Source organism: Methylobacterium aerolatum, from assembly GCF_022179085.1.
Lineage (GTDB): Bacteria > Pseudomonadota > Alphaproteobacteria > Rhizobiales > Beijerinckiaceae > Methylobacterium > Methylobacterium aerolatum.
On sequence record NZ_BPQE01000031.1, the window covers coordinates 1 to 20,892 of the forward strand.

Below are 20,892 nucleotides of genomic sequence, written 5' to 3' on the forward strand. Positions count from 1 at the left end.
ACGGCGAGAAACATGCCGCGTGTCGCGACCGCCATCGTCCATGCTCCCGGCCAGGGGTTGGCCGGGCCTCACGTCAGCCCACGAGGATGATGCGGCAATCGTTGACATTCGTGCAGGTGGGGCCGGGATTCACGAGGTCGCCGAGGGCGGCGAAGAACGGGGTCGAATCGTTCTGGGCGAGCATCGCGGCCGGATCGAGGCCGGCGGCCCGGGCCCGCTCCAGCGTGGTCGGGTCGATCAGGCCGCCCGCCGGGTCGGTGGCGAGGCCGCGCCCGCCATCCGTGCCGTCGGTGTCGGCGCTGATGCCACTGATGCCGGGGGTGCCGTCCAGCGCGATGGCCAGCGCCAGGGCGTATTCCTGGTTCGGCCCGCCATGGCCCTCGCCCTTGATCGTCACGGTCAACTCGCCGCCGGAGATCAGGGCGACGCGGCGGCCCTGGTCACGGTAGCGCTTGGCCTCGGCGGCGTGGGCGGCGGCGACCTCGCGGGCCTCGCCCTCCAAGTCCGAGCCGAGCATCACCGGCTCGTAGCCCGCCTCCCGGGCGGCGGCGGCGGCCGCGTCGAGGGCGTCCTGCGGGCGGGCGATGATGCGGTAGGTGGCGTGGGCGAAGGCCGGGTCGCCGGGCTTGGGCGATTCGTTCTTCGGATCGTTCAGCAGCCGCTGCGCGGCCTCGGGCAGGGCGATGCCCCGCCGTTCGCAGATCTCCCGCGCCTCGGCCAGCGTCGAGGGGTCGGGCACCGTCGGGCCGGAGGCGATCACCGCCGGATCGTCGAAGGGCACGTCGGAGATCGCGAGCGTCAGGAGGGAGCGGGCGTTGCGCGCGGCCTGGGCGAGGCGCCCGCCCTTGATCCGGGAGATGTGCTTGCGCACCGTGTTGATCTCGCCGATCGGCGCGCCCGAGCGCAGCATGGCGCGGGTGATCGCCTGCTTCTCGGCCAGCGTCAGGTCGCCCGCCGGGGCGATCCAGTTGGCCGAGCCGCCGCCCGAGAGCAGCACGAGGACGTCGTCCTCCGGCCCGGCGGAGGCCGCGAGGCGCAGGACCTCCTGGGTGGCGTCGATGCCGGCCTGATCGGGCACCGGATGCCCGGCCTCGACCATGCGGATGCCCGGCGCCTCCTGCCCGTAGCCGTGACGTGCGACGGCGAGCCCGACGATTCGGTCGTCGCCGAGGCCGTGCTCCTGCCGGTAGAAGCGGCTCGCCACCGCGCTCATGCTGCCCGCCGCCTTGCCTGCGGACAGGATGATGAGGCGGCCGGTGCTCGGCTGCGGCAGGTGCGCGGGCAGGCAGAGATCGGGATGGGCGGCGCGGATCGCGGCCGTGAGGAAGGCGTCCAGATGGGTGCGCTGGGTCCGGACGTCGGTCTCGGCGGCCTGGGGCGTAACGGGCTGGGACATGGCGTGCGACGGGCTCCCTCGTGCCTGCCCGGCTATCCTGCCGGCTCGGCGGTCGTTCTCAACTGTACCGTGCGATCCCCGCCCCTGCCGGGGCGGCGGGCCCGTTCCTTGCCGTGAACGCACGATCCTTGATAGGTGCTGTGCCCGAGCCGCAGCGTGACGGCAAGCGCGCAAGACGGTCCATCCGCCCATCCCCGGTCGAAGCCAGCGAATGTCCCTGATCCGCCCGGAGCCCGATGCAGAGCCGTACCCTGGCCCGCATTCAGGCGCGCACCCCTGCGAGCTCATCCCCGGCGATCCGGCCTGCGGGCTGGTGCTGGCCTGCGACCATGCCTCGAATTTCGTGCCGCCGGACATCGCCCTCGGGGTCCCCGAGCGGGAATTCTCCCGCCACATCGCCTACGACATCGGAGCGGCGGGCGTGACGCGCAGGCTCGCGCGGGCGCTCGGCGCCCCGGCGGTGCTCACGAACTTCTCCCGCCTCATCATCGACCCGAATCGCGGCCGGGCGGACCCGACCCTGGTGATGCGCCTGTCCGACGGCGCCATCGTGCCCGGCAACGCCCGGATCGACGAAGCGGGCAAGGCGGCGCGCATCGCCCGGTTCTATGAGCCCTTCGATGCCGGCATCGCGGCGGCCCTCGCCGCCGCCGAGGCGGCCGGGCGGGTACCCCAACTCGTCACCATCCACAGCTTCACGCCGTACTGGCGCGGCGTGCCCCGGCCCTGGCACGTCGGCATCCTCTACGACCGGGACGAGCGCCTCGCCCGGCCGCTGATCGAGGCGTTGAAGGCCGATCCGGCGAGCCTCGTCGTCGGCGACAACGATCCCTACGGCGGCGGCCTGCCCGGCGACACGATCGACCGGCACGCCACGATCCGCGGCCTGCCGAACGCCTTGGTCGAGATCCGGCAGGACCTCGTGGCCTCCGAGGAGGGGCAGCACGAATGGGCGGAGCGGTTCGCCCGCATCCTTCGCCCGCTCCTGCGCGCTTGACGCGGGCAGCGTCGGCACCGACCTGACGGTCTCCGATAAGGCCTCAAGGATCATCGCCCATGGCGCAATTCGACCCCGCGACGCAGACCGAACTGGAGGCCGCGGTGTTCCGGCGGCTCGTGGCGCACCTGCGGGAGCGCAGCGACGTACAGAACATCGACCTGATGAACCTCGCGGGATTCTGCCGCAACTGCCTTTCGAACTGGCTGAAGGATGCGGCCGACGCCAAGGGCCTGCCCCTCACGAAGGACGAGAGCCGCGAGGCCGTCTACGGGATGCCCTACGAGATGTGGAAGGAGCGCCACCAGGCCGAGGCGACGCCGGAGCAGAAGGCCGCCTTCGCGGACCGGTCCGGCGGCCATTGAGCGGGTCCCCGCGCCGCGGCACGCCGAGCTACCGCCGCGAGGGGGGACCGTCTGCCGCGACGCGGGACCCTCTGCCGCCACGCGGGGCTCTTGGCGGCCATGCGGGACCCTCTGCCGCCACGCGGGACTCTTGGCCCCGCCAGGGCTATAAGTTTCCGGTAAGCTTGGCCGCTTAACCAGCTGGGTGAAGGCGCCCCCGCGCCGCGCAACCGGAGATCCCCATGAACGCCCATTCGATGCCCCACGCGGGCGTGCCGACCTCCGGAGACGTCTCCTCCGCCGAGGGCGTGGCCGCCGACGAGCTGAAGCAGTTCATCGAGCGGCTGGAGCGGCTGGAGGAGGAGAAGGCCGGCATCATGGGCGACATCAAGGAGGTGTTCGCCGAGCTGAAGGGCCGTGGCTTCGACGCCAAGGCGGTGCGCACCATCCTGCGCATCCGTAAGCAGGACCACAGCGAGCGCCAGGAGCAGGAAGCGATCCTGGAGCTGTACATGCAGGCCCTCGGGATGGCGTAGCCCGTCGGCCGGCGCGCCCTGACAAGTCCGCGCGAAACGTTCGTCCCGTCGATTTCATCCAGGACGGTGTTCATGAAGTTCGTCGCGTGTCACGCAAGACGACCTTGGTTGGTCTGCGTAGTGATCGCAATCTTTTGAAGATTTGTGCGGAATGGCCCACGAGACCTTGACGGTCCCGTGAGCTTTCCCGCAAAGGTGCGATACCGCACGAGTGCTGCCACGGCGAAGGGCAGACCGGTCGGTGTGCCGCGCCGCGCTTGCCCGCCATGGAACGGGTCGCGGACCGTCGGCGACGCGACTTCACGACAAGATCGACGCAGACGTCATGCCGACAGCGCCCCCGCGCGGGACCGGCTTGGGAGAGGAAACGATGACCGTGACCAAACGCGCCCTCGTCGGCGCGCTTCTCTGTGCGACCGCCCTGAGCGTCGCCCCCTTCCACGCAGCCTTCGCCGCCGACGCGATCAAGATCGGCCTCACCGGACCCTACACCGGCGGTTCCTCCGCCATGGGCGTCTCGATGCGCGACGGCGCCAAGCTCGCCGCCGCCGAGATCAACAAGAACGGCGGCGTGCTGGGCAAGCAGATCCAGCTCGTCGAGCGCGACGACGAGGCCAAGAACGAGGTCGGCGCCCAGGTCGCGCAGGAACTCATCAACAAGGAGAAGGTCGTCGCCACCGTCGGGTTCATCAACACCGGCGTGGCGCTGGCCGCCCAGCGCTTCTACCAGGAAGCCGAGATCCCGGTATTCAACAACGTCGCCACCGGCACGATCATCACCGAGCAGTTCAAGGCGCCGGATTACGACAACAACTACGTCTTCCGGAACTCGGCCTACGACGTCCTCCAGGCCGGCATGATGGTCGATGAGGCCCTGCGCCTCGGCTACAAGAAGATCGCGCTGCTCGCGGATTCGACCAATTACGGCCAGCTCGGCCGTGAGGACATCGAGAAGCAGCTCGCTGCCAAGAAGATGAAGCCGGTCGTCGTCGAGAAGTTCAACATCAAGGACGTCGACATGACGGCCCAGCTTCTCAAGGCCAAGGAAGCCGACGCCGACGTGATCCTCGCCTACGGCATCGGCCCGGAGCTCGCGCAGATCGCCAACGGCATGGCCAAGCTCGGCTGGAAGAAGCCGATGATCACCTCCTGGCCCGCCTCGATGCAGAGCTTCATCGATATCGCCGGCACGAACGGCAACGGCGTGATCATGCCGCAGACCTTCATCGAGGATAAGTCCGTGCCCAAGCGCGCCGCCTTCCTCGACGATTACTACAAGAGCTACGGCGTCACGAAGATCCCGACCCCGGTGGCGGGTGCCCAGGGCTACGACTCGGTCTACCTGATCGCCGCCGCGATCAAGCAGGCCGGCTCCACCGACGGACCGAAGATCCGTGAAGCCCTGGAGAACCTGAACACTAAGGTCGAGGGCGTCGTGACGACCTACGATCACCCCTTCACGGCCAAGGACCACAACGCGATCTCGCGCAACATGGTCGTGTTCGGCAAGGTGCAGGACGGCAAGATCGTCTACGCCAACCCGGACGACGCCAAGAATGCGAGCACCGTCCGCGTGAAGGAAAAGTCCGCGAACTGATTGTTTTGTGACTTGGCGCCCCGGTCTGCGTCCGGGGCGCCGCTGATTTCTCATCGTCATTGCGAGCGAAGCGAAGCAATCCAGGGACGCGCCAAGGTTTCGGGTCGTCCCGCCGCCCTGGATTGCTTGGCTTCGCTCGCAGTGACGGCTGGCGGGGTGGCGTGGATCCACCCCGACCGAACCCCGCGACCTCCGGCCATGATCGAACGGGCTCCGCGCACGCCATGACCATCTTCCTGCAACTCGTGGCCTCGGGCGTCGCGGTCGGCATGATCTATGCCGCCATCGCCTTCGGCTATCAGCTGACCTTCGCCACGTCGAAGACGCTGAACTTCGGCCAGGGCGAAGCCCTGGCGATGGGCGCCCTGTTCGGCCTGACGCTGGTGCCCTTCACCGGCTACTGGCTGATGATCCCCCTCGTGCTGGTCTTCGGCTTCGGCCTCGGCGCCGTGGTCGAGCGGCTGGGCGTGCGGCCCGCCATCGCGATCAAGTCCGAGTACGGGTGGATCATGGCCACCATCGCGCTGGGCATCATCTTCAAGAACGTCGCCGAGAACGTCTGGGGCCGGGACGACCTGCCCTTCCCCTCCCCGCTGCCGGACGTGCCTTACGAGATCGGCGGCGTGCGCATCCTGCCGATGGAGATGCTGATCGTCGCGGGCGCCCTGCTGATGATGCTCGCCGTCGAAGTTTTCAACCGCAAGTCGATCTGGGGCAAGGCGGTCGTCGCTACCTCCAACGACATCGACGCCGCCGGGCTGATGGGCATCAACACCAAGCGCGTCATCACCCTGTCCTATTCGATCAGCGCCATGACGGCGGCCTTCGCGGGCGTGCTGGTGGCGCCCGTCACCCTCACCGGCGCCACGATGGGCTCGGTTCTGGCGCTGAAGGCCTTCGCCGTGGCGATCATCGGCGGCCTCGAATCCGGCCTCGGCGTCATCGTCGGCGGCCTGATCCTCGGCGTCGCGGAGACGCTGACCGGCTTCTACATCTCGACCGGCTACAAGGACGTGCCGGGCCTGATCCTCCTCCTCGTCGTGCTCTCCATTCGCCCGGTCGGCCTGTTCGGCAAGGCCGTGATCAAGAAGGTCTGACCGCCATGGCGAACAGCGCCCTCGCGCCGGCGGCCGAGCCCGCCGCCTCTCCCTCCATGAGCCGCGGCATCGGCTGGGTCGGCGGGCTCCTGCTCGTGGCCTTCCTCGCGGGCTTTCCGCACGTCGTCACCAGCACGTATTACGTGCACCTGCTGATCGTCATCGCCATCTACGCGATATTGATCCTCGGGCTCGACATCGTCGTCGGCTATACCGGCCAAGTCTCCCTCGGCCATGCCGGGTTGTTCGGCATCGGCGCCTACGCGGCGGCGGCCCTGTTCTTCCACTTCAAGATCGGCATCTGGCTCGGCCTCGTGGCGGGCATCGGCCTGACGGCCGCCTTCGGCGCGATCCTGGCGGTGCCGGCGCTGCGGGTGAGCGGGCCTTACCTCGCCATGGTGACGCTGGCCTTCGGGACGATCATCCAGATCTTCATCAACGAGCTGACGCCGATCACCAACGGGCCGCTCGGCATCACCCTCCCCCCGGTCCGCGTCCTCGACTTCTCGTTGATCGGGATGCAGGCCCCCTGGGGCTCGGCGGGGCGCAAGCTCGAATTCTACTACCTCGTCTGCGCCTGCCTGCTGGCGACGATCGTGCTCGTGAACCGCGTGGTGCGCTCGCCCTTCGGCCGCGCCTTCGAGGCCCTGCGCGACTCACCCATCGCCTGCGATTGCATGGGCGTCTCGGTCTACCGCTACAAGGTCTACGCCTTCGTGGTCTCGGCGGGCCTCGCCGGGCTCGCTGGCGCCCTGTTCGCATGGTCCGAGCGCTACGTCTCGCCCAACACCTACAGCTTCGAGTTGACGGTGCTGTTCCTGCTCGCCGTGACCATGGGCGGGCGCAAGTCGCGCTCCGGCCCGCTGATCGGCTCGGCGATCATCGTGATGATGCCGAACATCCTGGCCGACATCAGCCTCGTGCGGATCATGGCCGGGATCATCGCGGCGGTGGCCGTGGTGGTCGGCGCGCAGGCCTTCCTGCGCAAGCGCGACAACCGCTTCGCCATCCTGATCCCGGTGGCCCTCTGCATCCTGTTCTTCCCGGCCACGATGCTGATGGAATCGGTCACCGATTTCCGCCTGACGGTTTTCGGCCTGCTGATCCTGTTCGTGGTCTACTATCTGCCGGACGGGATCGTCGGCTTCCTGCGACAGATGATCCCCGCGCTTCGCCCGGCCCACACGGCCGAGGGCCGCAGCGTCGAGGCCCAGGGCTCGGCGCTCATCGCCCAGCGCGGCGATGCCGGCGCGGCGGAATTGCTCAAGGTCGATCAGGCGCTGATGCAGTTCGGCGGCCTGAAGGCGCTGGCGGGCGTCGACCTCACGGTGAAGCCCGGCACGATCCACGGCCTCATCGGCCCGAACGGCTCGGGCAAGAGCACGATGATGAACGTGCTCACCGGCATCTACAAGCCGACCGCCGGCTCGGTGACCCTGGCGGTGGCCGGCGGCAAGCGCCTCGACGGGCGCACGCCTTCGGAGATCGCCCTGTCGGGCGTGGCCCGCACCTTCCAGAATGTCCAGCTCTTCCGCGAGATGACGGCCCTGGAGAACGTGCTCGTCGGCCTGCACCACACCTTCAAGGGCACGCTGTTCGACGCGATCCTCGGCACGCCCCGGCGGCGCCGGGAGGAGCGCGAGGCGCGCGCCCGCGCCATGGCAATCCTCGACTTCATGGGCCTGCACGCCCTGGCGCAGACCGAGGCGCGGAACCTGCCCTACGGCAAGCAGCGCCTCCTGGAGATCGGCCGGGCGCTCGCCCTGGATCCGGTTCTGCTCCTCCTCGACGAGCCGGCGGCGGGCCTCACGGCGCCCGACATCGCCGACCTCGTCGCGATTATCCGCAAGATCCGGGATGCGGGCATCACCGTCATCCTGATCGAGCACCACATGGACGTGGTCATGGGTCTGTGCGACCGGGTGAGCGTCCTCGATTTCGGCCACAAGATCGCCGAGGGCGGCGCCCGCGAGGTGCAGGCGGACCCGAAGGTGATCGAGGCCTATCTCGGCGCCCCCGGCGAAATGGGCGGCACCGCTGCGGAGGCCGCCCATGCTTGAGGTCCAGGGTCTCCACGCCGGCTACGGCCTGGTGGAAGTGCTGCACGGCCTGACCTTCCAGGTCCCGAAGGGGCAGGTGGTCACGCTGATCGGCTCCAACGGCGCGGGCAAGACGACGACGATGCGGGCGCTCTCGGGCATGATCCGCCCGCGCTCCGGCACGATCCGCCTGAACGGCAAGGACATCGCCGGGTTGGAGAGCCACGACGTCGCGCGCGAGGGGCTGGCCCATTCGCCGGAGGGGCGCCGGGTGTTCCCGACGCTCTCCGTCGAGGACAACCTGACGCTCGGCGCCTTCCCCCGCCTCACCGGCTCGCGCCCGAAGGGTGACATTTCCGCCGACCGGGAGCGGGCCTTCACGCTGTTCCCCCGCCTGAAGGAGCGGCGCAACCAGCTCGCCGGCACCCTCTCGGGCGGCGAGCAGCAGATGCTGGCCATGGGCCGGGCGCTGATGCTGAAGCCGGAGATCCTCCTCCTCGACGAGCCCTCCATGGGCCTCGCCCCGAAGCTGGTGGAGGAGGTCTTCCGGATCATCCGCCAGCTGAAGGAGGAGAAGGTGACGATGCTCCTCGTGGAGCAGTTCGCCATGGCGGCGCTCGGCGTCGCCGACCACGCCTATGTGCTGGAGAACGGCCGCATCCGCTTCCAGGGCCCGGCGGCGCAGCTGAAGAACGACCCGGCGGTGAAGGCGGCGTATCTCGGCGGGCATTGAGGCCCGTCAGTGGGGGGCGGGGCGAAAAAATGCTTCCGCCCCACCCTAGCCCTCATCCTGAGGTGCCCGCCTGGGGCGGGCCTCGAAGGTGGGCTCCAGGCATCGCTGCGCGGACTGGAGGTCTCCTTCGAGGCCGCTTCGCGGCACCTCAGGATGAGGTTGTGGCCTGAAGAGGAGTCGGTGCGGCTTACGCCGCCTTCGCCTTCTTCAAGAGCTTCCGGTTCACCAGCACCTCGGCGATCTGGACCGCGTTGAGGGCAGCGCCCTTGCGCAGGTTGTCCGAGACGCACCAGAAGTTCAGGCCGTTCTCGATCGTCGCGTCCTCGCGGATGCGGGAGATGTAAGTGGCGTCCTCGCCCGCCGCCTCGTGCGGGGTGATGTAGCCGCCGTTCTCGCGCTTATCGACCACGAGGATGCCCGGCGCGGAGCGCAGGATCTCGGTGGCCTGCTCGGGGGAGAGCGGACGCTCGAACTCGACGTTCACCGCCTCGGCGTGGCCGATGAAGACCGGCACGCGCACGGCAGTGGCCGTGAGCTTGATCTTCGGGTCGAGCATCTTCTTGGTCTCGGCGACCATCTTCCACTCTTCCTTCGTGTACCCGTCCTCCATGAAGACATCGATGTGCGGGATCACGTTGAAGGCGATACGCTTGGTGAACTTTCCACCCTGCTTGATCTCGCCGGCGGTGAAGACGGCGCGGGTCTGCTGAAACAGCTCGTCCATGGCCTCCTTCCCGGCGCCCGAGACGGACTGGTAGGTCGAGACCACCACGCGCTTGATCGTCGCCGCCTCGTGCAGGGGCTTCAGGGCGACGACGAGCTGGGCCGTCGAGCAGTTGGGGTTGGCGATGATGTTGCGCTTGGTGAAGCCCGCCACGGCGTCGGCGTTCACCTCGGGCACGATCAGCGGCACGTCGGCGTCGTAGCGGAAGGCCGACGAGTTATCGATAACGACGCAGCCTTGGCTGCCGATGCGCGGAGACCACTCCTTCGAGGTCTCGCCGCCCGCCGACATGAGGCAGATGTCCGTGTCGGAGAAGTCGTAGGTGTCGAGCGTTTTGACCTTCAGGGTCTTGTCGCCGAAGGAGACTTCCTGACCCTGGCTGCGGCGCGAGGCCAGCGCCACGACCTCGTCGGCGGGAAAGGCCCGCTCGGCCAGGATATCGAGCATCTCGCGGCCCACGTTGCCCGTGGCACCGACGATGGCGACCTTGTAACCCATCTTCTCGTCTCCGCGCGTCCTTGAACCCCGAACGATCCGGGGATTGCGCCTCTCCTTGGATCTGTGCCGGCGGCGGAATCGTTCGCGCCGGACCGTCTCGCCCGCAAACGGGCACGGCCGCGGATCCGGCCCTCCCGGGCCGGCACCCTCGGCCGTGCGCGAAGCAAGGCACAGGAAGGCCGGGGCCTGTCAAGGCCGCCACGCGACGGCAAGGATCGATTCACCCTCCCGCGAGAACGCGCCCGGCCGGAAACCCTCCGGTCTTCTTCGTCCTGCCAAGCTCGCCCCGGGTGGCACGCTGGTTCACGGCGGAGACGGAGACCCCATGCGCAGGATCCCGCAGATCGATCGGTGGCCCGGGGCGGACCACGAGGCACGGTCGCCGTTGCCGCCCGGCCTCATCGCCGCCCTGCTGGCCGCCGCCGCACTGGCGGCCGGCCTCGCGGTGACGGTGCGGTGGGCGGCCTCGCCCCCTCCCCTCGCCCCGCCGCCCGCCAAGGTCGAGCGGCCCGCGATCCTGGGCGTCGCGCCGCTGCGGCTGGTGGAAGCCGGCATCGATCCGGTGAAGGTCGAGCCGGGCCGGATCGACCCGCGCACCGGCCTAAGGGAGGATGTCCTTGCGCGTGGCCACTTCGAAGCGCCGGAGGCGCCCGTCCTGCGCCTCGCCCTCACCCGTGGCGCGGGCGCCGAGCGCGCACCCGGCCTGTTCGTGCTGCTCGCCCGGCGGGCGGCGGTTCCGATGGCCGGGGGAATGCCGCTCTCGGTCAGGCGGACGGGATCGCGCGACGCCGTCGCGACCCGGTTCGGCACGGCGGAGACCGTGGAGGCCACCCTCACCGGAGAGGTCACGCGCCGCTGCACGGGCTTCGTCACGGCGCAGCCGGGCCTACGGATCGACGGCTTCCTCTGCGGCCCCCTCGGCACCGCGCCCGATGCGCGGTCCCTCGCCTGCACCCTCGACGCCCTCGAACTCGACGATCCCGGCGACCCGACCGCCAGTGCCGCCTTCGCCACCGCCCGCGCAACGAGCGACTGCCCGGCCACCGCGGCGGCGGAGGGCCCGAGCCGCACCGGCTCCGTTCCGCGGCGCCGGGCGGACACGAAGAATTGAGGCATCAGTGTGGCAAATCGCACAAGCGCGGCCATAAGGTCGGAACAAGGGCGGCGCTGAGGCGTCTTCTCTGCAAGGGCGGCGAACTGTTAAGCTTCAGCCGCCACAATGATGGCACTCTTACACGAAGGTCGGCCATGCGCTCCCTCAAGATCGCCCTCCTCGGCGCCCTCACCGTTGCCGGATTGAGCGCCGTGTCCGCGGCGCCCGCCCAGGCACAGGACGGCGTCGCTCCGGGCCCGTTCTACCGTGTCAGCCGCCCGCTCCCCATCCGCGTCCGTCCGCGCTCCTGGCTCGACGCCGGCAACGTGCCGCTGCGCTCCGGCGTTCCGGGTGCCGGCGGCTCCGCCAACCCGGCGACCAACCCCTACCTGATCGCCGCCTCGAACGCGCTGACGCCGCCCTACGGCCCCAGCGACCGCTACGGCGCCGGCATCCTGCCCGATCCGATCACCAACGGCCCGTTCATCGGCGCCCGGTCCTCGGCGGTCCGCAACGTCGACCTGTCTTTCGTGGACCGGCTCGACCCGACCTCGCCGCTCTACGGCCGTCCCTACTAAGCCGGACAAGCTGGGTTTCGGGGGGCGCGGATCCGAAAGGGTCCGCGCCCCTTTTTATTTGCCTTCTCCACCCCCTCGCCGTGCTTGCAAGGACGGGAGGGATGCGGAGGTCGCTCTCAGGCCACCCTCGCCAAGCCTCCGTGCCCATCCGTCACCCCGCTCACAAGGTTGAGGCCGAGCAGAAATTCCGCCGGAAACTCCGTCCGCAGCACCGGCTCTCGGGGAATGTCCGGCTTCAGCGCCTCGGCCTCGGCCCGCCGGGCGGCGACGGCCTCCGCGACGGTGACGGCGGCGAAGCGGATCGTGGTTCCGCCCTGCACCTGCGCCAGCCGCCCGAGGTCCGGGCCGATCACGGTGGCGATCTTCGGGTAGCCGCCCGTCGATTGGCGGTCTGCCATCAGCACGATGGGCAGGCCGTTGCCGGGCACCTGGATCGCGCCCATGGCGACCCCGTCGGAGACGATGTCGTGGCCCCTGGCGTGGCTGAGCGGCGTCCCGTCGAGGAAGCAGGCCATCCGGTCGCCCCGTGGCGAGACGGTCCAGGGCCGTTCCAGAAAGGCGGCGATCTGGTCGGGGGTGAAGTAGTCGTCCTGCGGACCGGGGACCACGCGGATCGTCGCCGGGTCGCGGGCGAGCCAGGGGGCCAGGAGACGCTGCGGCGCCCCCTCGCCGGCACGGGGCGCGCGAACGGCGAGTCGATCCCCCGCCCGCAGGCCGCGCCCGTCGAGGCCGCCGAGGTGCGAGCGGGTGTGGGTGGCGGTGGAGCCGAGGATGGCGGGGAGGTCGATCGCCCCGGCGACGGCGAGGTAACCCCAGGCCCCGGTGCTGCCCGCCCGCACGGCCAGGGTCCGGCCGGGCTCCAGGGTGAGGGCGCAGGCTTCCGGCAGCGCCTCGCCGTCCAGCGACGCGCGGAAGCCCGCCGAGACGAGGGCGAGACCGAGGGGGTCCTCGGGGGCGCTCACGGTCAGTCCACCCGTCGAGATCTCGATGGCCGTCGCGTCGAGGGCATTGCCCACCGCGCGGTTGGCGGTCCTGAACATGAGCGGGTCCATGGGGCCCGCAGCCGTGATGCCGAAGCGGAGGAAGCCCCGCCGCCCGCCATCCTGCACCGTCACGCCGGGTCCGGCGGCCTCGATGGCAAGGATGCTCATGCCGGTCCCTCCTCACGCCGGGCGGTCCGTTCTCCCGCCGCCTCGCGGGCGGCGATGCTGGAGAAGGCCGCGGCATCCACGGCCTCGAAGCGGAGGGTGTCCCCCGGCCGCACGAAGAAGCTCTCCGCCCGTTCCGGCGCGTAGAATTTGCAGGGCGTCGCGCCCAGCACGTACCAGCCCGTCGGCATGGCGACCGTCGCCACCGCCGCGAGGCCGCCGCCGATCATCACGGCGTTGGTGGGGTGGGGCGGGCGCGGGCTCGCGCGCCGGGGCACGGCCAGGGCCTCCGGCAGGCCGCCGCAATAGGCGAAGCCGGGGGCGAAGCCGTACATGTACACCCGGTACGTGGCCGCCGCATGGAGCGCCACGACCTCGCCGGGCGTCCGCCCGATCCGCTGCGCCACCTCCTCCACGTCCTCCCCATGGGGGGAGTCGTAGCAGCAGGGCAGGACCCAGCGGGCCGCCCCGCCCGCCCGTTCGGGCGCACGGCCCGTCAGGCGGCGGACATGGCCCGCCAGGATTTCGCGGTCCAGGACCAGCGGGTCGTAGTGAATCATCAGCGAGCGGTAGGTCGGGACCGTCTCGGCGATGCCCTCGGGCCGGTCGGCCTCCAGCGCGTCGTCGAGGGCCAGCACGCGGTCGCTGATCGCCGGATCGACGCTCGCGCCGAACTCCACCACCAGGGCCGCCTCGCCCGCGTCGAGGATGCGCGGGTCCGGCACGGCCGCCGCGGGCAGCGCGGCGCTCATGGCCGGAAAGGGGCGAGCGTCACCCCCGCCCCTTCGAGCCGGGCCCGCACGGCGCGGGCCGTGCCGACGGCGTGGGCGGAATCGCCGTGGACGCAGATCGAGCGGATCGGCGTCGGCAGCAGGCGGCCCGACGCGGTGAGGATCGCGCCCTCGCCCACCATGGTCAGCACCCGGCTCGCGGCCTCTTCCTGGTCGGTGATCAGCGCGCCGGGCTTGCTGCGGGCGATCAGCTGGCCGTCCTCCGTGTAGCCGCGATCCGCGAAGATCTCCTGGTGGACCTCGAGGCCCGCCGCCTCGCCCGCCGGCACCTGCGCGGTCAGGGCGATGGCCAGCAGGGCGAGGTCCCGGTCCACCGCGCGGACCGCCCCGGCGATGGCGTCGGCCACCGTACGGTCCTCGGCGGCGAGGTTGGCGAGGGCGCCGTGCGCCTTCACGTAGGTGATCCGGTGCCCGGCATAGGCCGCGAGCGCGGCGGCCGCGCCCACTTGGTAGGCGACGAGCCGCTCGATCTCGGCGGGGGTGAAGGGCATCCGCCGACGCCCGAAGCCCCAGAGGTCGGGGAAGCCCGGATGGGCTCCCACCGCCACGCCCTTCTCCTTCGCCATGCGGAAGGTGGCCGCCATGATCTCGGGATCGCCCGCATGGAGGCCGCAGGCGACGTTGGCCGAGGTCACGACGGAGAGCATCGCCCCGTCGTCACCGCAGGAATAGGCCCCGAAGCCCTCCCCGAGATCCGCGTTGAGATCGACGCTCGCCATGGTGCTGCTCCTGTTCCGCCGCGTCAGGCCGTGGCCGGCGCCGTCGAGGCCGAGGGTTCGCCGCTCGCGTCGAGCTCGCGCCCCGCCGTCTCCGGCAAGAGAAGCGCCGCCACGATCACGAGGCAATAGGCGCTGGCCGCCACCACGCCGATGGCGACGCCGAGCGTCATCGATCCGCTGAGGTGGGCGACCAGGGCCGGGCAGAGCGAGCCGACCGCCCGGCCGACATTGTAGCAGAAGCCCTGGGCCGAGCCCCGCACCCGGCTCGGGAACAGTTCGCTGAGGAACGCCCCCATCCCGGAGAACACGCCGGAGAGGAAGAATCCGAGCGGGAAGCCGAGGAACAGCATCGCCGTGTCGGTGATCGGGATCAACGTGTAGGCGAGGACGAGCAACCCCGCGCAGAAGCCGAACAGCATGAAGCCCTTGCGGCGGCCGATCCGGTCCGAGAGGTAGGCGCTGGTGAGGTAGCCGAGGAACGAGCCGAAGATCAGCATCAGCAGGTAGCCGCTGGTGTTAAGCACCGAAAGCTGGCGCTCGGTCTTCAGGTAGGTCGGCAGCCAGGTGGTGACGGCGTAGTAGCCGCCTTGCATCCCCGTCGCGAGGAGGCTCGCGAGCGCCGTCCGGCCGATCAGGTCGCGGGAGAAAATGTCGAGGAAGTTGCCCTTGTCGCCGACCTTCAGCATGGCCGAGCGGGTCTCGCGGTAGACCTCCGGGTCCTCGATGTTGCGGCGGATCCAGAAGATCAGCACCGACGGCAGGGCGCCGAGCCAGAACAGGATGCGCCACGCGATTGCCGGTTCGGCCAGGGCGAAGACCGCCCAGAAGGCGATGGCCGCGCAGGCCCAGCCCACCGCCCAGCTCGACTGGACGAGCCCCACGGCCTTGCCCCGGTAGCGCGCCTGGATCGTCTCCGCGATCAGCACGGAGCCCACCGACCACTCGCCGCCGAAGCCGAAGCCCTGCATGGCGCGGGTGAAGAGCAACTGTTCGTAGGAGTGGGTGAAGCCCGAGAGCACCGTGAAGACGGTGAACCACGCGACGGTGCCCTGCAGCACCACGACCCGCCCGTACCGGTCGGCCAGGATGCCCGCCGCCCAGCCGCCGATGGCCGAGGTCAACAGCGCCGCCGTGGCGATGTTGCCGGCCTCGACCTTCGTCAGGCCCCACACGATCACCAAGGTGGGAATGAGGAAGGTATAAATCATGTAATCGAACGCATCGACGCCGTATCCGGCGAAGGCCGCACCCAACACCCGGCGCTCAGGCGGGCTCGTGTCTTTCAACCACATGGTCGTTCCCCTTCTGGTGAGATCGGTGATCAGGTCATGTTTTGACTACGATCGTCAGCGTCTTGCCGTCATTGCGAGCGCAGCGAAGCAATCCAGGGATACTCTCCGTCTGGAGACGTCCCGCTGCCCCTGGATTGCTTCGCTGTCGCTCGCAATGACGCCCTAGCGGAACGGCAGGTCCCGGTTCAGCAGGTCCGTGATCAGCATGAAGCCCGGCGCATGGGTGATGCAGAGCGGCAGGCGGGCGGCCATGGCCACGGCCTGGGGGGTGACGCCGCAGGCCCAGAAGACCGGGATCTCGTCCGGCTCGATGGCGACGGCGTCGCCGAAATCGGGTTTGCCGATGTCACGGATGCCGATCAGGCCCGGGTCGCCGAGGTGGACCGGGGCACCGTGGACGGCGGGCATCCGCGCCGTCACCTGCACCGCCTTGATCGCGTCGGCGGCCTTCATCGGCCGCATCGACACGACGAGGGGGCCGTGGAACGGGCCGGCCGGCTCGGTCGGGATCGAGGTCCTGTACATCGCCACGTTGCGGCCCTGCGCGACGTGCCGCAGCGGGATGCCCGCCTCGATCAGCGCCTCCTCGAAGGAGAAGGAGCAGCCGAGCACGAAGGTGACGAGGTCGTCCCGCCAGACTTGGCGGAGATCGCCCGCCTCCGCGACCATCTCGCCGTTCTCGTAGATCCGGTAGCCCGGCACGTCGGTGGCGAGGTCGAGATCCTCGCCCAGGGCCGCCAGCGTCCGGGCGCCGGGCTCTGAGACCCCGAGCACCGGGCAGGGTTTCGGGTTCAACTGGCAGAAGCGCTGGAAGTCCGGGGCCAGCGCCTGCGGCAGGATCATCAGGTTACCCTGCACATGGGCCGGGGCGAGGCCGGAGGTGTGGCCGCGCCAATCACCGGAGCGGATGGCGCGCCGGGCCTGCCGGGCATCGGCGAAGGCGCTCGCAGCAGCGCTGGGGGGCTCGACGTGGACGGTCACCGCGTGTCTCCCGGTCCTTGCGCTCGCAGCGCAACCGGCGCGTGTTGCGCCGCAATACGGCCCCAATCGCGAAGCGATGTGCCGCCTTAAGAGACAGGTTCCCATCGTGCCGCTTTCGGCGCCAATCGTCATTGCGAATGGCTGCCGATAACCCCGTCTTATCGGGCTCCTGACCAGTCCCGCGCGACCCCTTTCGCGATCCGCGCGGCATCGGCCACGAAGTGGTCGTCGAGGCGCTTGGCGTAGGTGGCGGTGAAGGTAAGGTCCGTGAGGGTGATCTCGGCGGGCAGGATCCGCAGGGCGCCGGAGGCGAGTTCGTCCCGGACGATGGCCGGCGGGATCACGCAGATGCCGAGGCGCTCGATCCCCATCCTCACGATGGTGGCGAGCGAGGCGCTGGTGTGGATCTGGCTCGGCAGGAGGTTGGCCCGCAGCACGAGGTCGCGCAGTTCGACATAGGGGCTCGTGTTCCGCGGATAGGTCACGAGGGGGTGGCGCAGGAGGGAGCCGAGGCTGAGCGGCTCGTCCTCCGGCACGAGGCCGGGCGCGGCGACGAAGGCCACCGGCACGCTGAGCAGGGGATGGTTCGTGAGGCTCGGCAGGGTGATCGGCCCGACGAGGAAGGCGAGGTCGAGTTCGTTCGCCACCAGGGCGGCCTGCATGTTGGGCGAGATGTCGACGGTGATGTCGACGCTGACCCCCGGATGCTCCGCGCGCATCCGCTCGATGAACCGTGACAACCAAAGGTGGACGATGGTCTCGGAGACGCCGAGCCGCAGCGTCCCCGTGGTGCGGCCGGTGCCGGCCAGGGCCGCACCCATCTCAGCCTGGAGGGAGAGGAACCGCTCCGCGAAGCCGAGGAGAACGCGGCCCCGCTCCGTCAGCACCACGTCGCGGCTGCGGCGCTCGAACAGGGTGCCGTACTCGTGCTCCAGGGCGGCGATCCGCTGGGAGACGGCGGGCTGGGTCGTGTTGACCTGCTCGCTCGCCCGGCGAAAGCTCGAGAGCGTGGCGACCCAGTAGAAGACTTCCAGGCTTCGGAAATCGGCCATCCCGCAACTGTCCCGTCCCCTCCGGCGCCCGTCAAGCAAGGGAAGGACCGGGCGACGGCCGGGCCTGCTACTTCAACTGGACGCTGTCGACGATTTCCCGGAACTTGGCGAGGGTCCCCTCCCTCTGATCCTCGCGGACGACGCCGATGGCCCGGAGGTAGCCGTCCGGGTTGAACCGGATGGTCTGGGCGACGACCACCTGCCGCTTGGTGGGGATGTCGGTCGCCCGGGCGACGATCTCGTGCCAATCGACGCCGTTCGAGCGGTAGGCCTGCGAGCGCTCGATCACGAAATCCTTCATCGTCTGGTTCGCGTAGAGGGCGGCGCGGGCGAAGGCGTCGCGCTGCTCGGCGGTCGGCGGCTGCTGAACGGCCTGGGCGAGGACGAGGATCGGCTGTTCGAGATTCTGGATCTGGTCCTTCGGGCCGTCGGTGAGCAGCACCGAGTTGCCCGCCAGCACCCGCACGGGCCGGAACCCACCCAGATCCGCGATGCGGAAGGGCAAAGCATCGACCTGCTGCGACAATGAAAGGGGCTCGCGGACCACGACCTCGGTGACGAGCTTGCGCATGGTCTCGTCGGTCTCCGCGTCGGGCGTGGCCTGCGCGATGATCAGCCCGGTGACGCTGGGCGTGCCGATGACGGTGATCCACTTGTGGACCGTCTGCCCGTTGGCGGCGGGATCGTTCTGCTGCTCGCCCGTGTAGAGCATCGCCTCATTGCCGCCGATCTGGATCGGCTCCTTCTTCAGGACCGAGAACCCCTGGTTGCGGAGGTTGTCGTCCGTGAAGCCGCTCACGAGTTCTGGAAAGGCGTTCGCCGGCAATTCCACCACGGAGACGGTGGCGCCGCCCGTTTCCCGCTCGAACCCGGCGAAGCGCCGCGACGGAACCATGTCCGAGGGCGGAGAGAACCCGAACCGCGAGCCCGAGGGATAGATCGGATCGGCCGCGAGGGCGGCTCCGAGCCCGCTCGCCACGAGGAGCGCCGCGAGGGGCAACCTGAGACCGTGCACCGGCATCGACTGAACGCTCTTCTCTCTCAACGCCCGCGAGGGACGGCCGAACTGCCTCCGATGGCCGGGCGGCGGTGTCAAGCGACGGGAAGAGGATCGCACGGGTGTGGAGAGTGCCGGGGGCAACCGGCCGCACCGCTCCCTCATTCCTTAAGACCGGGTCTCGTGACCCGCCGCAATGTCAGATTGCACCGGCCGCCGGGAGGCAGCAGGCCGGGGAGAATCGCCTGTGAGAGGAGGTCGGCGTCGGGATAGAGCCGGTCGATACCGTGGTGGATCAGGCGCGAGGGGCCGCCGATCACCAGGGCGTCGCCCGGCATCAGGCGGACGGAGCGGGTCGGGTCGGAGCGAGCGAGGCCGCCGTAGCGGAACAGGGCGGGGGCGCCGAGCGACAGGGACAGGACGGGGGCGTCGAAATCCTCCTCGTCCCTGTCCTGGTGGAGGCCCATGCGGGTGCCGGGATCGTAGAGGTTGATCAAGCAGGCCTCCGGCGGTGCGGGATACCCGGCCAGGGCGTCCCAGGCCGCGAGCGCCGTCGGCGGGATCGGCGGCCAGGGCGCGGCGGTGACGGGATGGCACGGCTGGTAGCGGTAGCCCCGCTCGTCCGAGACCCAGGAGACCGGGCCGGCCCCGCCCATTCTCACGGAGAAGGGTTTGCCCGTGCGCGGCATCCGCGGCGTGAAGGGCGGGCTCAGGGCCAGCACCGCCGCGACCTCCGCCGCGAGCCGGTCTCGGCCCGGACCGTCGAGGTAGCCCGGCACGTGGACGAGGCCGGGCTTCAGCGCGATGCCGTCGCCCGCCCGGTTCACAGATCGAGCACGTCGGCCATGGAGTACAGGCCCGGCGGCTTCGGCTGCGCCCACAGGGCGGCCTTCACGGCGCCGGTGGCGAACAGGCCCCGGTCGGCGGCGTGGTGGCTGATGGTGAGGGTCTCGCCCGCGCCGGCGAAGATCACGCTGTGATCCCCCACCACCGAGCCGCCGCGCAGCGTGGCGAAGCCGATGTCGCCGGGCTTGCGCGCGCCGGTATGGCCGTCCCGCGTCGAGACGCGCACGGACGGCAGGTCGACGCCCCGGCCCTCCGCCGCCGCCTCGCCGAGGAGGAGCGCCGTGCCGGAGGGGGCGTCCACCTTCATGCGGTGGTGCATCTCGCTGATTTCGATGTCGAACTCGGCGCCCAGCGTCGCGGCGACCTTCCGCACCAGCGCCGCCATCAGGTTGACGCCGAGCGACATGTTGCCGGAGCGCACGATCCGGGCATGGTAGGAGGCGGCCTTGAGCTTGGCGAGGTCGTCCTCCGACAGGCCCGTGGTGCCGATGACGTGGACGATCCGCGCCTGCGCCGCCAACTCGGCGAAATGCACCGTCGCCGCAGGGGCGGTGAAGTCGAGCACGCCGTCGGCCGCCGCGAAGGCGGCGAGGGGATCGTCGGTCACCGCGACGCCGAGGGGCGGCAGCCCCGCCAGCGTCCCCGCATCGTGGCCCAGGGCCGAGGCCCCCTCGCGCTCGATGGCCGCCGCGAGGGTGCACCCCTCCGCCTCCGCCACCGCCCGCACCAGCATCCGTCCCATGCGCCCTTCGGCGCCGACCACGACGAGTCGCATCGAATTGGTCTCACTCACGAATCGAAGGTTCCGGCGGGCGGGCTCTCCGGCGGAGTCCGGGGGCGGCGCCCCGCACCCGCCCGATCGCTCGCCCGCTGGACGGCCTTACTCCTTCTCGGGGGCGATCTGCTCCAGGCCGCCGATGTGCTTCTGCGCGTAGAGCGGCAGGCCGACCTGCTTGATGAGCTCGAGCTGGGTCTCGAGGAAGTCGATATGGCCTTCCTCGTCCTCGGCCAGATCCTCGAAGAGGCGCTTCGACACGCGGTCGTTGATCGAGTCGCAGTACTTGGCGGCCTCCAGATAGAGGGCGCGGGCCTCGTTCTCGGCGGCGAGGTCGCTGTGCAGCACTTCCTCGACGTTCTGGCCGATTCGCAGCGGATCGAGCTCCTGCAGGTTAGGGAAGCCCTCCAGGAACAGGATCCGGTCGATGAACCGGTCGGCGTGGTTCATCTCCTCGATGGATTCCTTGCGCCAGAACTTCGCCAGTTCGACGTAGCCCCAATCGTTCAGCATACGGAAGTGGAGCCAGTACTGGCTCACCGCAGTCAACTCGCTGCGCAGGCCACGGTTGAGATACTCGATGACCTTGGTGTCGCCCTTCATACTCTCACTCCTCGCAGTCGATTCAGCGGGGAGAACCGGTGCGATACCGAGCGTCC

The 20,892-nt window shown here is 70.0% G+C and carries 21 protein-coding genes; 9 read left to right on the forward strand and 12 right to left on the reverse strand.

Features of this window, described 5'->3' with window-relative positions; translation table 11 throughout:
- Positions 1-73: 73 nt before the first annotated feature.
- A complete protein-coding gene (locus tag MFF06_RS18905; RefSeq protein WP_238206836.1) occupies positions 74-1,396 on the reverse strand; it encodes a glycerate kinase type-2 family protein in 1,323 nt (440 codons plus the stop codon).
- A 211-nt stretch (positions 1,397-1,607) separates the two neighbouring features.
- On the opposite strand from MFF06_RS18905, the gene MFF06_RS18910 reads away from it, so the two are divergent.
- The 7 genes from MFF06_RS18910 to MFF06_RS18940 all read left to right on the forward strand — a co-directional run bounded on the left by MFF06_RS18910 (position 1,608) and on the right by MFF06_RS18940 (position 8,739).
- Positions 1,608-2,393: an N-formylglutamate amidohydrolase gene (locus MFF06_RS18910; protein ID WP_238206838.1), complete on the forward strand. Its 786-nt coding sequence runs from the start codon at positions 1,608-1,610 to the stop codon at positions 2,391-2,393.
- A 59-nt stretch (positions 2,394-2,452) separates the two neighbouring features.
- Positions 2,453-2,758, forward strand: a complete 306-nt coding sequence (locus MFF06_RS18915) for a DUF1244 domain-containing protein (RefSeq protein ID WP_238206840.1) — start codon at positions 2,453-2,455, stop codon at positions 2,756-2,758.
- A gap of 236 nt (positions 2,759-2,994) precedes the next feature.
- Positions 2,995-3,273 carry a DUF2312 domain-containing protein gene (locus MFF06_RS18920; protein WP_238207152.1) on the forward strand — a complete coding sequence of 93 codons (279 nt, stop codon included), beginning with the start codon at positions 2,995-2,997 and terminating at the stop codon, positions 3,271-3,273.
- Positions 3,274-3,643: 370 nt separating this feature from the next.
- Complete coding sequence (locus tag MFF06_RS18925) at positions 3,644-4,870, forward strand: ABC transporter substrate-binding protein (protein ID WP_238206842.1); 1,227 nt, start codon at positions 3,644-3,646, stop codon at positions 4,868-4,870.
- Positions 4,871-5,094: 224 nt separating this feature from the next.
- A complete protein-coding gene (locus MFF06_RS18930) occupies positions 5,095-5,967 on the forward strand; it encodes a branched-chain amino acid ABC transporter permease (protein ID WP_238206852.1) in 873 nt (290 codons plus the stop codon).
- 5 nt (positions 5,968-5,972) lie between these two features.
- The gene (locus tag MFF06_RS18935) at positions 5,973-8,027 is read left to right on the forward strand and encodes a branched-chain amino acid ABC transporter ATP-binding protein/permease (protein WP_238206854.1); all 2,055 of its coding nucleotides are present in this window, start codon (positions 5,973-5,975) and stop codon (positions 8,025-8,027) included.
- A complete protein-coding gene (locus tag MFF06_RS18940) occupies positions 8,020-8,739 on the forward strand; it encodes an ABC transporter ATP-binding protein (protein ID WP_238206856.1) in 720 nt (239 codons plus the stop codon). Before MFF06_RS18935 ends, MFF06_RS18940 begins: the two co-directional genes overlap by 8 nt.
- A gap of 187 nt (positions 8,740-8,926) precedes the next feature.
- On the opposite strand, the gene MFF06_RS18945 is transcribed toward MFF06_RS18940, so the two are convergent.
- The gene (locus tag MFF06_RS18945) at positions 8,927-9,961 is read right to left on the reverse strand and encodes an aspartate-semialdehyde dehydrogenase (RefSeq protein WP_238206864.1); all 1,035 of its coding nucleotides are present in this window, start codon (positions 9,959-9,961) and stop codon (positions 8,927-8,929) included.
- Positions 9,962-10,286: 325 nt separating this feature from the next.
- On the opposite strand from MFF06_RS18945, the gene MFF06_RS18950 reads away from it, so the two are divergent.
- Both MFF06_RS18950 and MFF06_RS18955 read left to right on the forward strand, forming a co-directional pair.
- Positions 10,287-11,072, forward strand: coding sequence for a hypothetical protein (locus tag MFF06_RS18950; RefSeq protein ID WP_238206865.1), 786 nt, complete (start codon positions 10,287-10,289; stop codon positions 11,070-11,072).
- A gap of 137 nt (positions 11,073-11,209) precedes the next feature.
- The gene (locus MFF06_RS18955) at positions 11,210-11,632 is read left to right on the forward strand and encodes a hypothetical protein (protein WP_238206867.1); all 423 of its coding nucleotides are present in this window, start codon (positions 11,210-11,212) and stop codon (positions 11,630-11,632) included.
- A 116-nt stretch (positions 11,633-11,748) separates the two neighbouring features.
- Here MFF06_RS18955 and MFF06_RS18960 read toward each other — a convergent pair whose 3' ends face one another.
- The 10 genes from MFF06_RS18960 to bfr form a co-directional block, all read right to left on the reverse strand.
- On the reverse strand, positions 11,749-12,783 hold the full coding sequence (locus tag MFF06_RS18960; RefSeq protein ID WP_238206868.1) for a 5-oxoprolinase subunit C family protein: 1,035 nt from the start codon (positions 12,781-12,783) through the stop codon (positions 11,749-11,751).
- Positions 12,780-13,532, reverse strand: a complete 753-nt coding sequence (locus MFF06_RS18965; RefSeq protein ID WP_238206870.1) for a 5-oxoprolinase subunit B family protein — start codon at positions 13,530-13,532, stop codon at positions 12,780-12,782. Before MFF06_RS18965 ends, MFF06_RS18960 begins: the two co-directional genes overlap by 4 nt.
- Entirely contained in the window at positions 13,529-14,290 is a 762-nt protein-coding gene (locus MFF06_RS18970) for a LamB/YcsF family protein (protein WP_238206871.1), read from the reverse strand. Before MFF06_RS18970 ends, MFF06_RS18965 begins: the two co-directional genes overlap by 4 nt.
- A gap of 23 nt (positions 14,291-14,313) precedes the next feature.
- Positions 14,314-15,582, reverse strand: coding sequence for an MFS transporter (locus MFF06_RS18975; protein ID WP_238206873.1), 1,269 nt, complete (start codon positions 15,580-15,582; stop codon positions 14,314-14,316).
- A 162-nt stretch (positions 15,583-15,744) separates the two neighbouring features.
- Positions 15,745-16,563, reverse strand: coding sequence for a putative hydro-lyase (locus MFF06_RS18980; protein ID WP_238206875.1), 819 nt, complete (start codon positions 16,561-16,563; stop codon positions 15,745-15,747).
- A gap of 158 nt (positions 16,564-16,721) precedes the next feature.
- Positions 16,722-17,615, reverse strand: coding sequence for a LysR family transcriptional regulator (locus MFF06_RS18985; RefSeq protein WP_238206876.1), 894 nt, complete (start codon positions 17,613-17,615; stop codon positions 16,722-16,724).
- A 67-nt stretch (positions 17,616-17,682) separates the two neighbouring features.
- Positions 17,683-18,636, reverse strand: coding sequence for a hypothetical protein (locus tag MFF06_RS18990; RefSeq protein WP_238206878.1), 954 nt, complete (start codon positions 18,634-18,636; stop codon positions 17,683-17,685).
- A gap of 137 nt (positions 18,637-18,773) precedes the next feature.
- Positions 18,774-19,439, reverse strand: coding sequence for an alpha-ketoglutarate-dependent dioxygenase AlkB (locus tag MFF06_RS18995; protein WP_238206880.1), 666 nt, complete (start codon positions 19,437-19,439; stop codon positions 18,774-18,776).
- A complete protein-coding gene (gene dapB, locus MFF06_RS19000; protein WP_238207154.1) occupies positions 19,436-20,233 on the reverse strand; it encodes a 4-hydroxy-tetrahydrodipicolinate reductase in 798 nt (265 codons plus the stop codon). The genes MFF06_RS18995 and dapB overlap by 4 nt, the downstream gene beginning before the upstream one ends.
- Before the next feature lie 105 nt (positions 20,234-20,338).
- Entirely contained in the window at positions 20,339-20,836 is a 498-nt protein-coding gene (gene bfr, locus MFF06_RS19005) for a bacterioferritin (protein WP_238206882.1), read from the reverse strand.
- Positions 20,837-20,892: the final 56 nt, after the last annotated feature.

Coding starts and splice junctions, on each gene's coding strand:
- MFF06_RS18905 (WP_238206836.1), bottom strand. CDS start 1,396: ATGTCCCAGCCCGTTACGCCCCAGGCCGCCGAGACCGACGTCCGGACC.
- MFF06_RS18910 (WP_238206838.1), top strand. CDS start 1,608: ATGTCCCTGATCCGCCCGGAGCCCGATGCAGAGCCGTACCCTGGCCCG.
- MFF06_RS18915 (WP_238206840.1), top strand. CDS start 2,453: ATGGCGCAATTCGACCCCGCGACGCAGACCGAACTGGAGGCCGCGGTG.
- MFF06_RS18920 (WP_238207152.1), top strand. CDS start 2,995: ATGCCCCACGCGGGCGTGCCGACCTCCGGAGACGTCTCCTCCGCCGAG.
- MFF06_RS18925 (WP_238206842.1), top strand. CDS start 3,644: ATGACCGTGACCAAACGCGCCCTCGTCGGCGCGCTTCTCTGTGCGACC.
- MFF06_RS18930 (WP_238206852.1), top strand. CDS start 5,095: ATGACCATCTTCCTGCAACTCGTGGCCTCGGGCGTCGCGGTCGGCATG.
- MFF06_RS18935 (WP_238206854.1), top strand. CDS start 5,973: ATGGCGAACAGCGCCCTCGCGCCGGCGGCCGAGCCCGCCGCCTCTCCC.
- MFF06_RS18940 (WP_238206856.1), top strand. CDS start 8,020: ATGCTTGAGGTCCAGGGTCTCCACGCCGGCTACGGCCTGGTGGAAGTG.
- MFF06_RS18945 (WP_238206864.1), bottom strand. CDS start 9,961: ATGGGTTACAAGGTCGCCATCGTCGGTGCCACGGGCAACGTGGGCCGC.
- MFF06_RS18950 (WP_238206865.1), top strand. CDS start 10,287: ATGCGCAGGATCCCGCAGATCGATCGGTGGCCCGGGGCGGACCACGAG.
- MFF06_RS18955 (WP_238206867.1), top strand. CDS start 11,210: ATGCGCTCCCTCAAGATCGCCCTCCTCGGCGCCCTCACCGTTGCCGGA.
- MFF06_RS18960 (WP_238206868.1), bottom strand. CDS start 12,783: ATGAGCATCCTTGCCATCGAGGCCGCCGGACCCGGCGTGACGGTGCAG.
- MFF06_RS18965 (WP_238206870.1), bottom strand. CDS start 13,532: ATGAGCGCCGCGCTGCCCGCGGCGGCCGTGCCGGACCCGCGCATCCTC.
- MFF06_RS18970 (WP_238206871.1), bottom strand. CDS start 14,290: ATGGCGAGCGTCGATCTCAACGCGGATCTCGGGGAGGGCTTCGGGGCC.
- MFF06_RS18975 (WP_238206873.1), bottom strand. CDS start 15,582: ATGTGGTTGAAAGACACGAGCCCGCCTGAGCGCCGGGTGTTGGGTGCG.
- MFF06_RS18985 (WP_238206876.1), bottom strand. CDS start 17,615: ATGGCCGATTTCCGAAGCCTGGAAGTCTTCTACTGGGTCGCCACGCTC.
- MFF06_RS18990 (WP_238206878.1), bottom strand. CDS start 18,636: ATGCCGGTGCACGGTCTCAGGTTGCCCCTCGCGGCGCTCCTCGTGGCG.
- dapB (WP_238207154.1), bottom strand. CDS start 20,233: ATGCGACTCGTCGTGGTCGGCGCCGAAGGGCGCATGGGACGGATGCTG.
- bfr (WP_238206882.1), bottom strand. CDS start 20,836: ATGAAGGGCGACACCAAGGTCATCGAGTATCTCAACCGTGGCCTGCGC.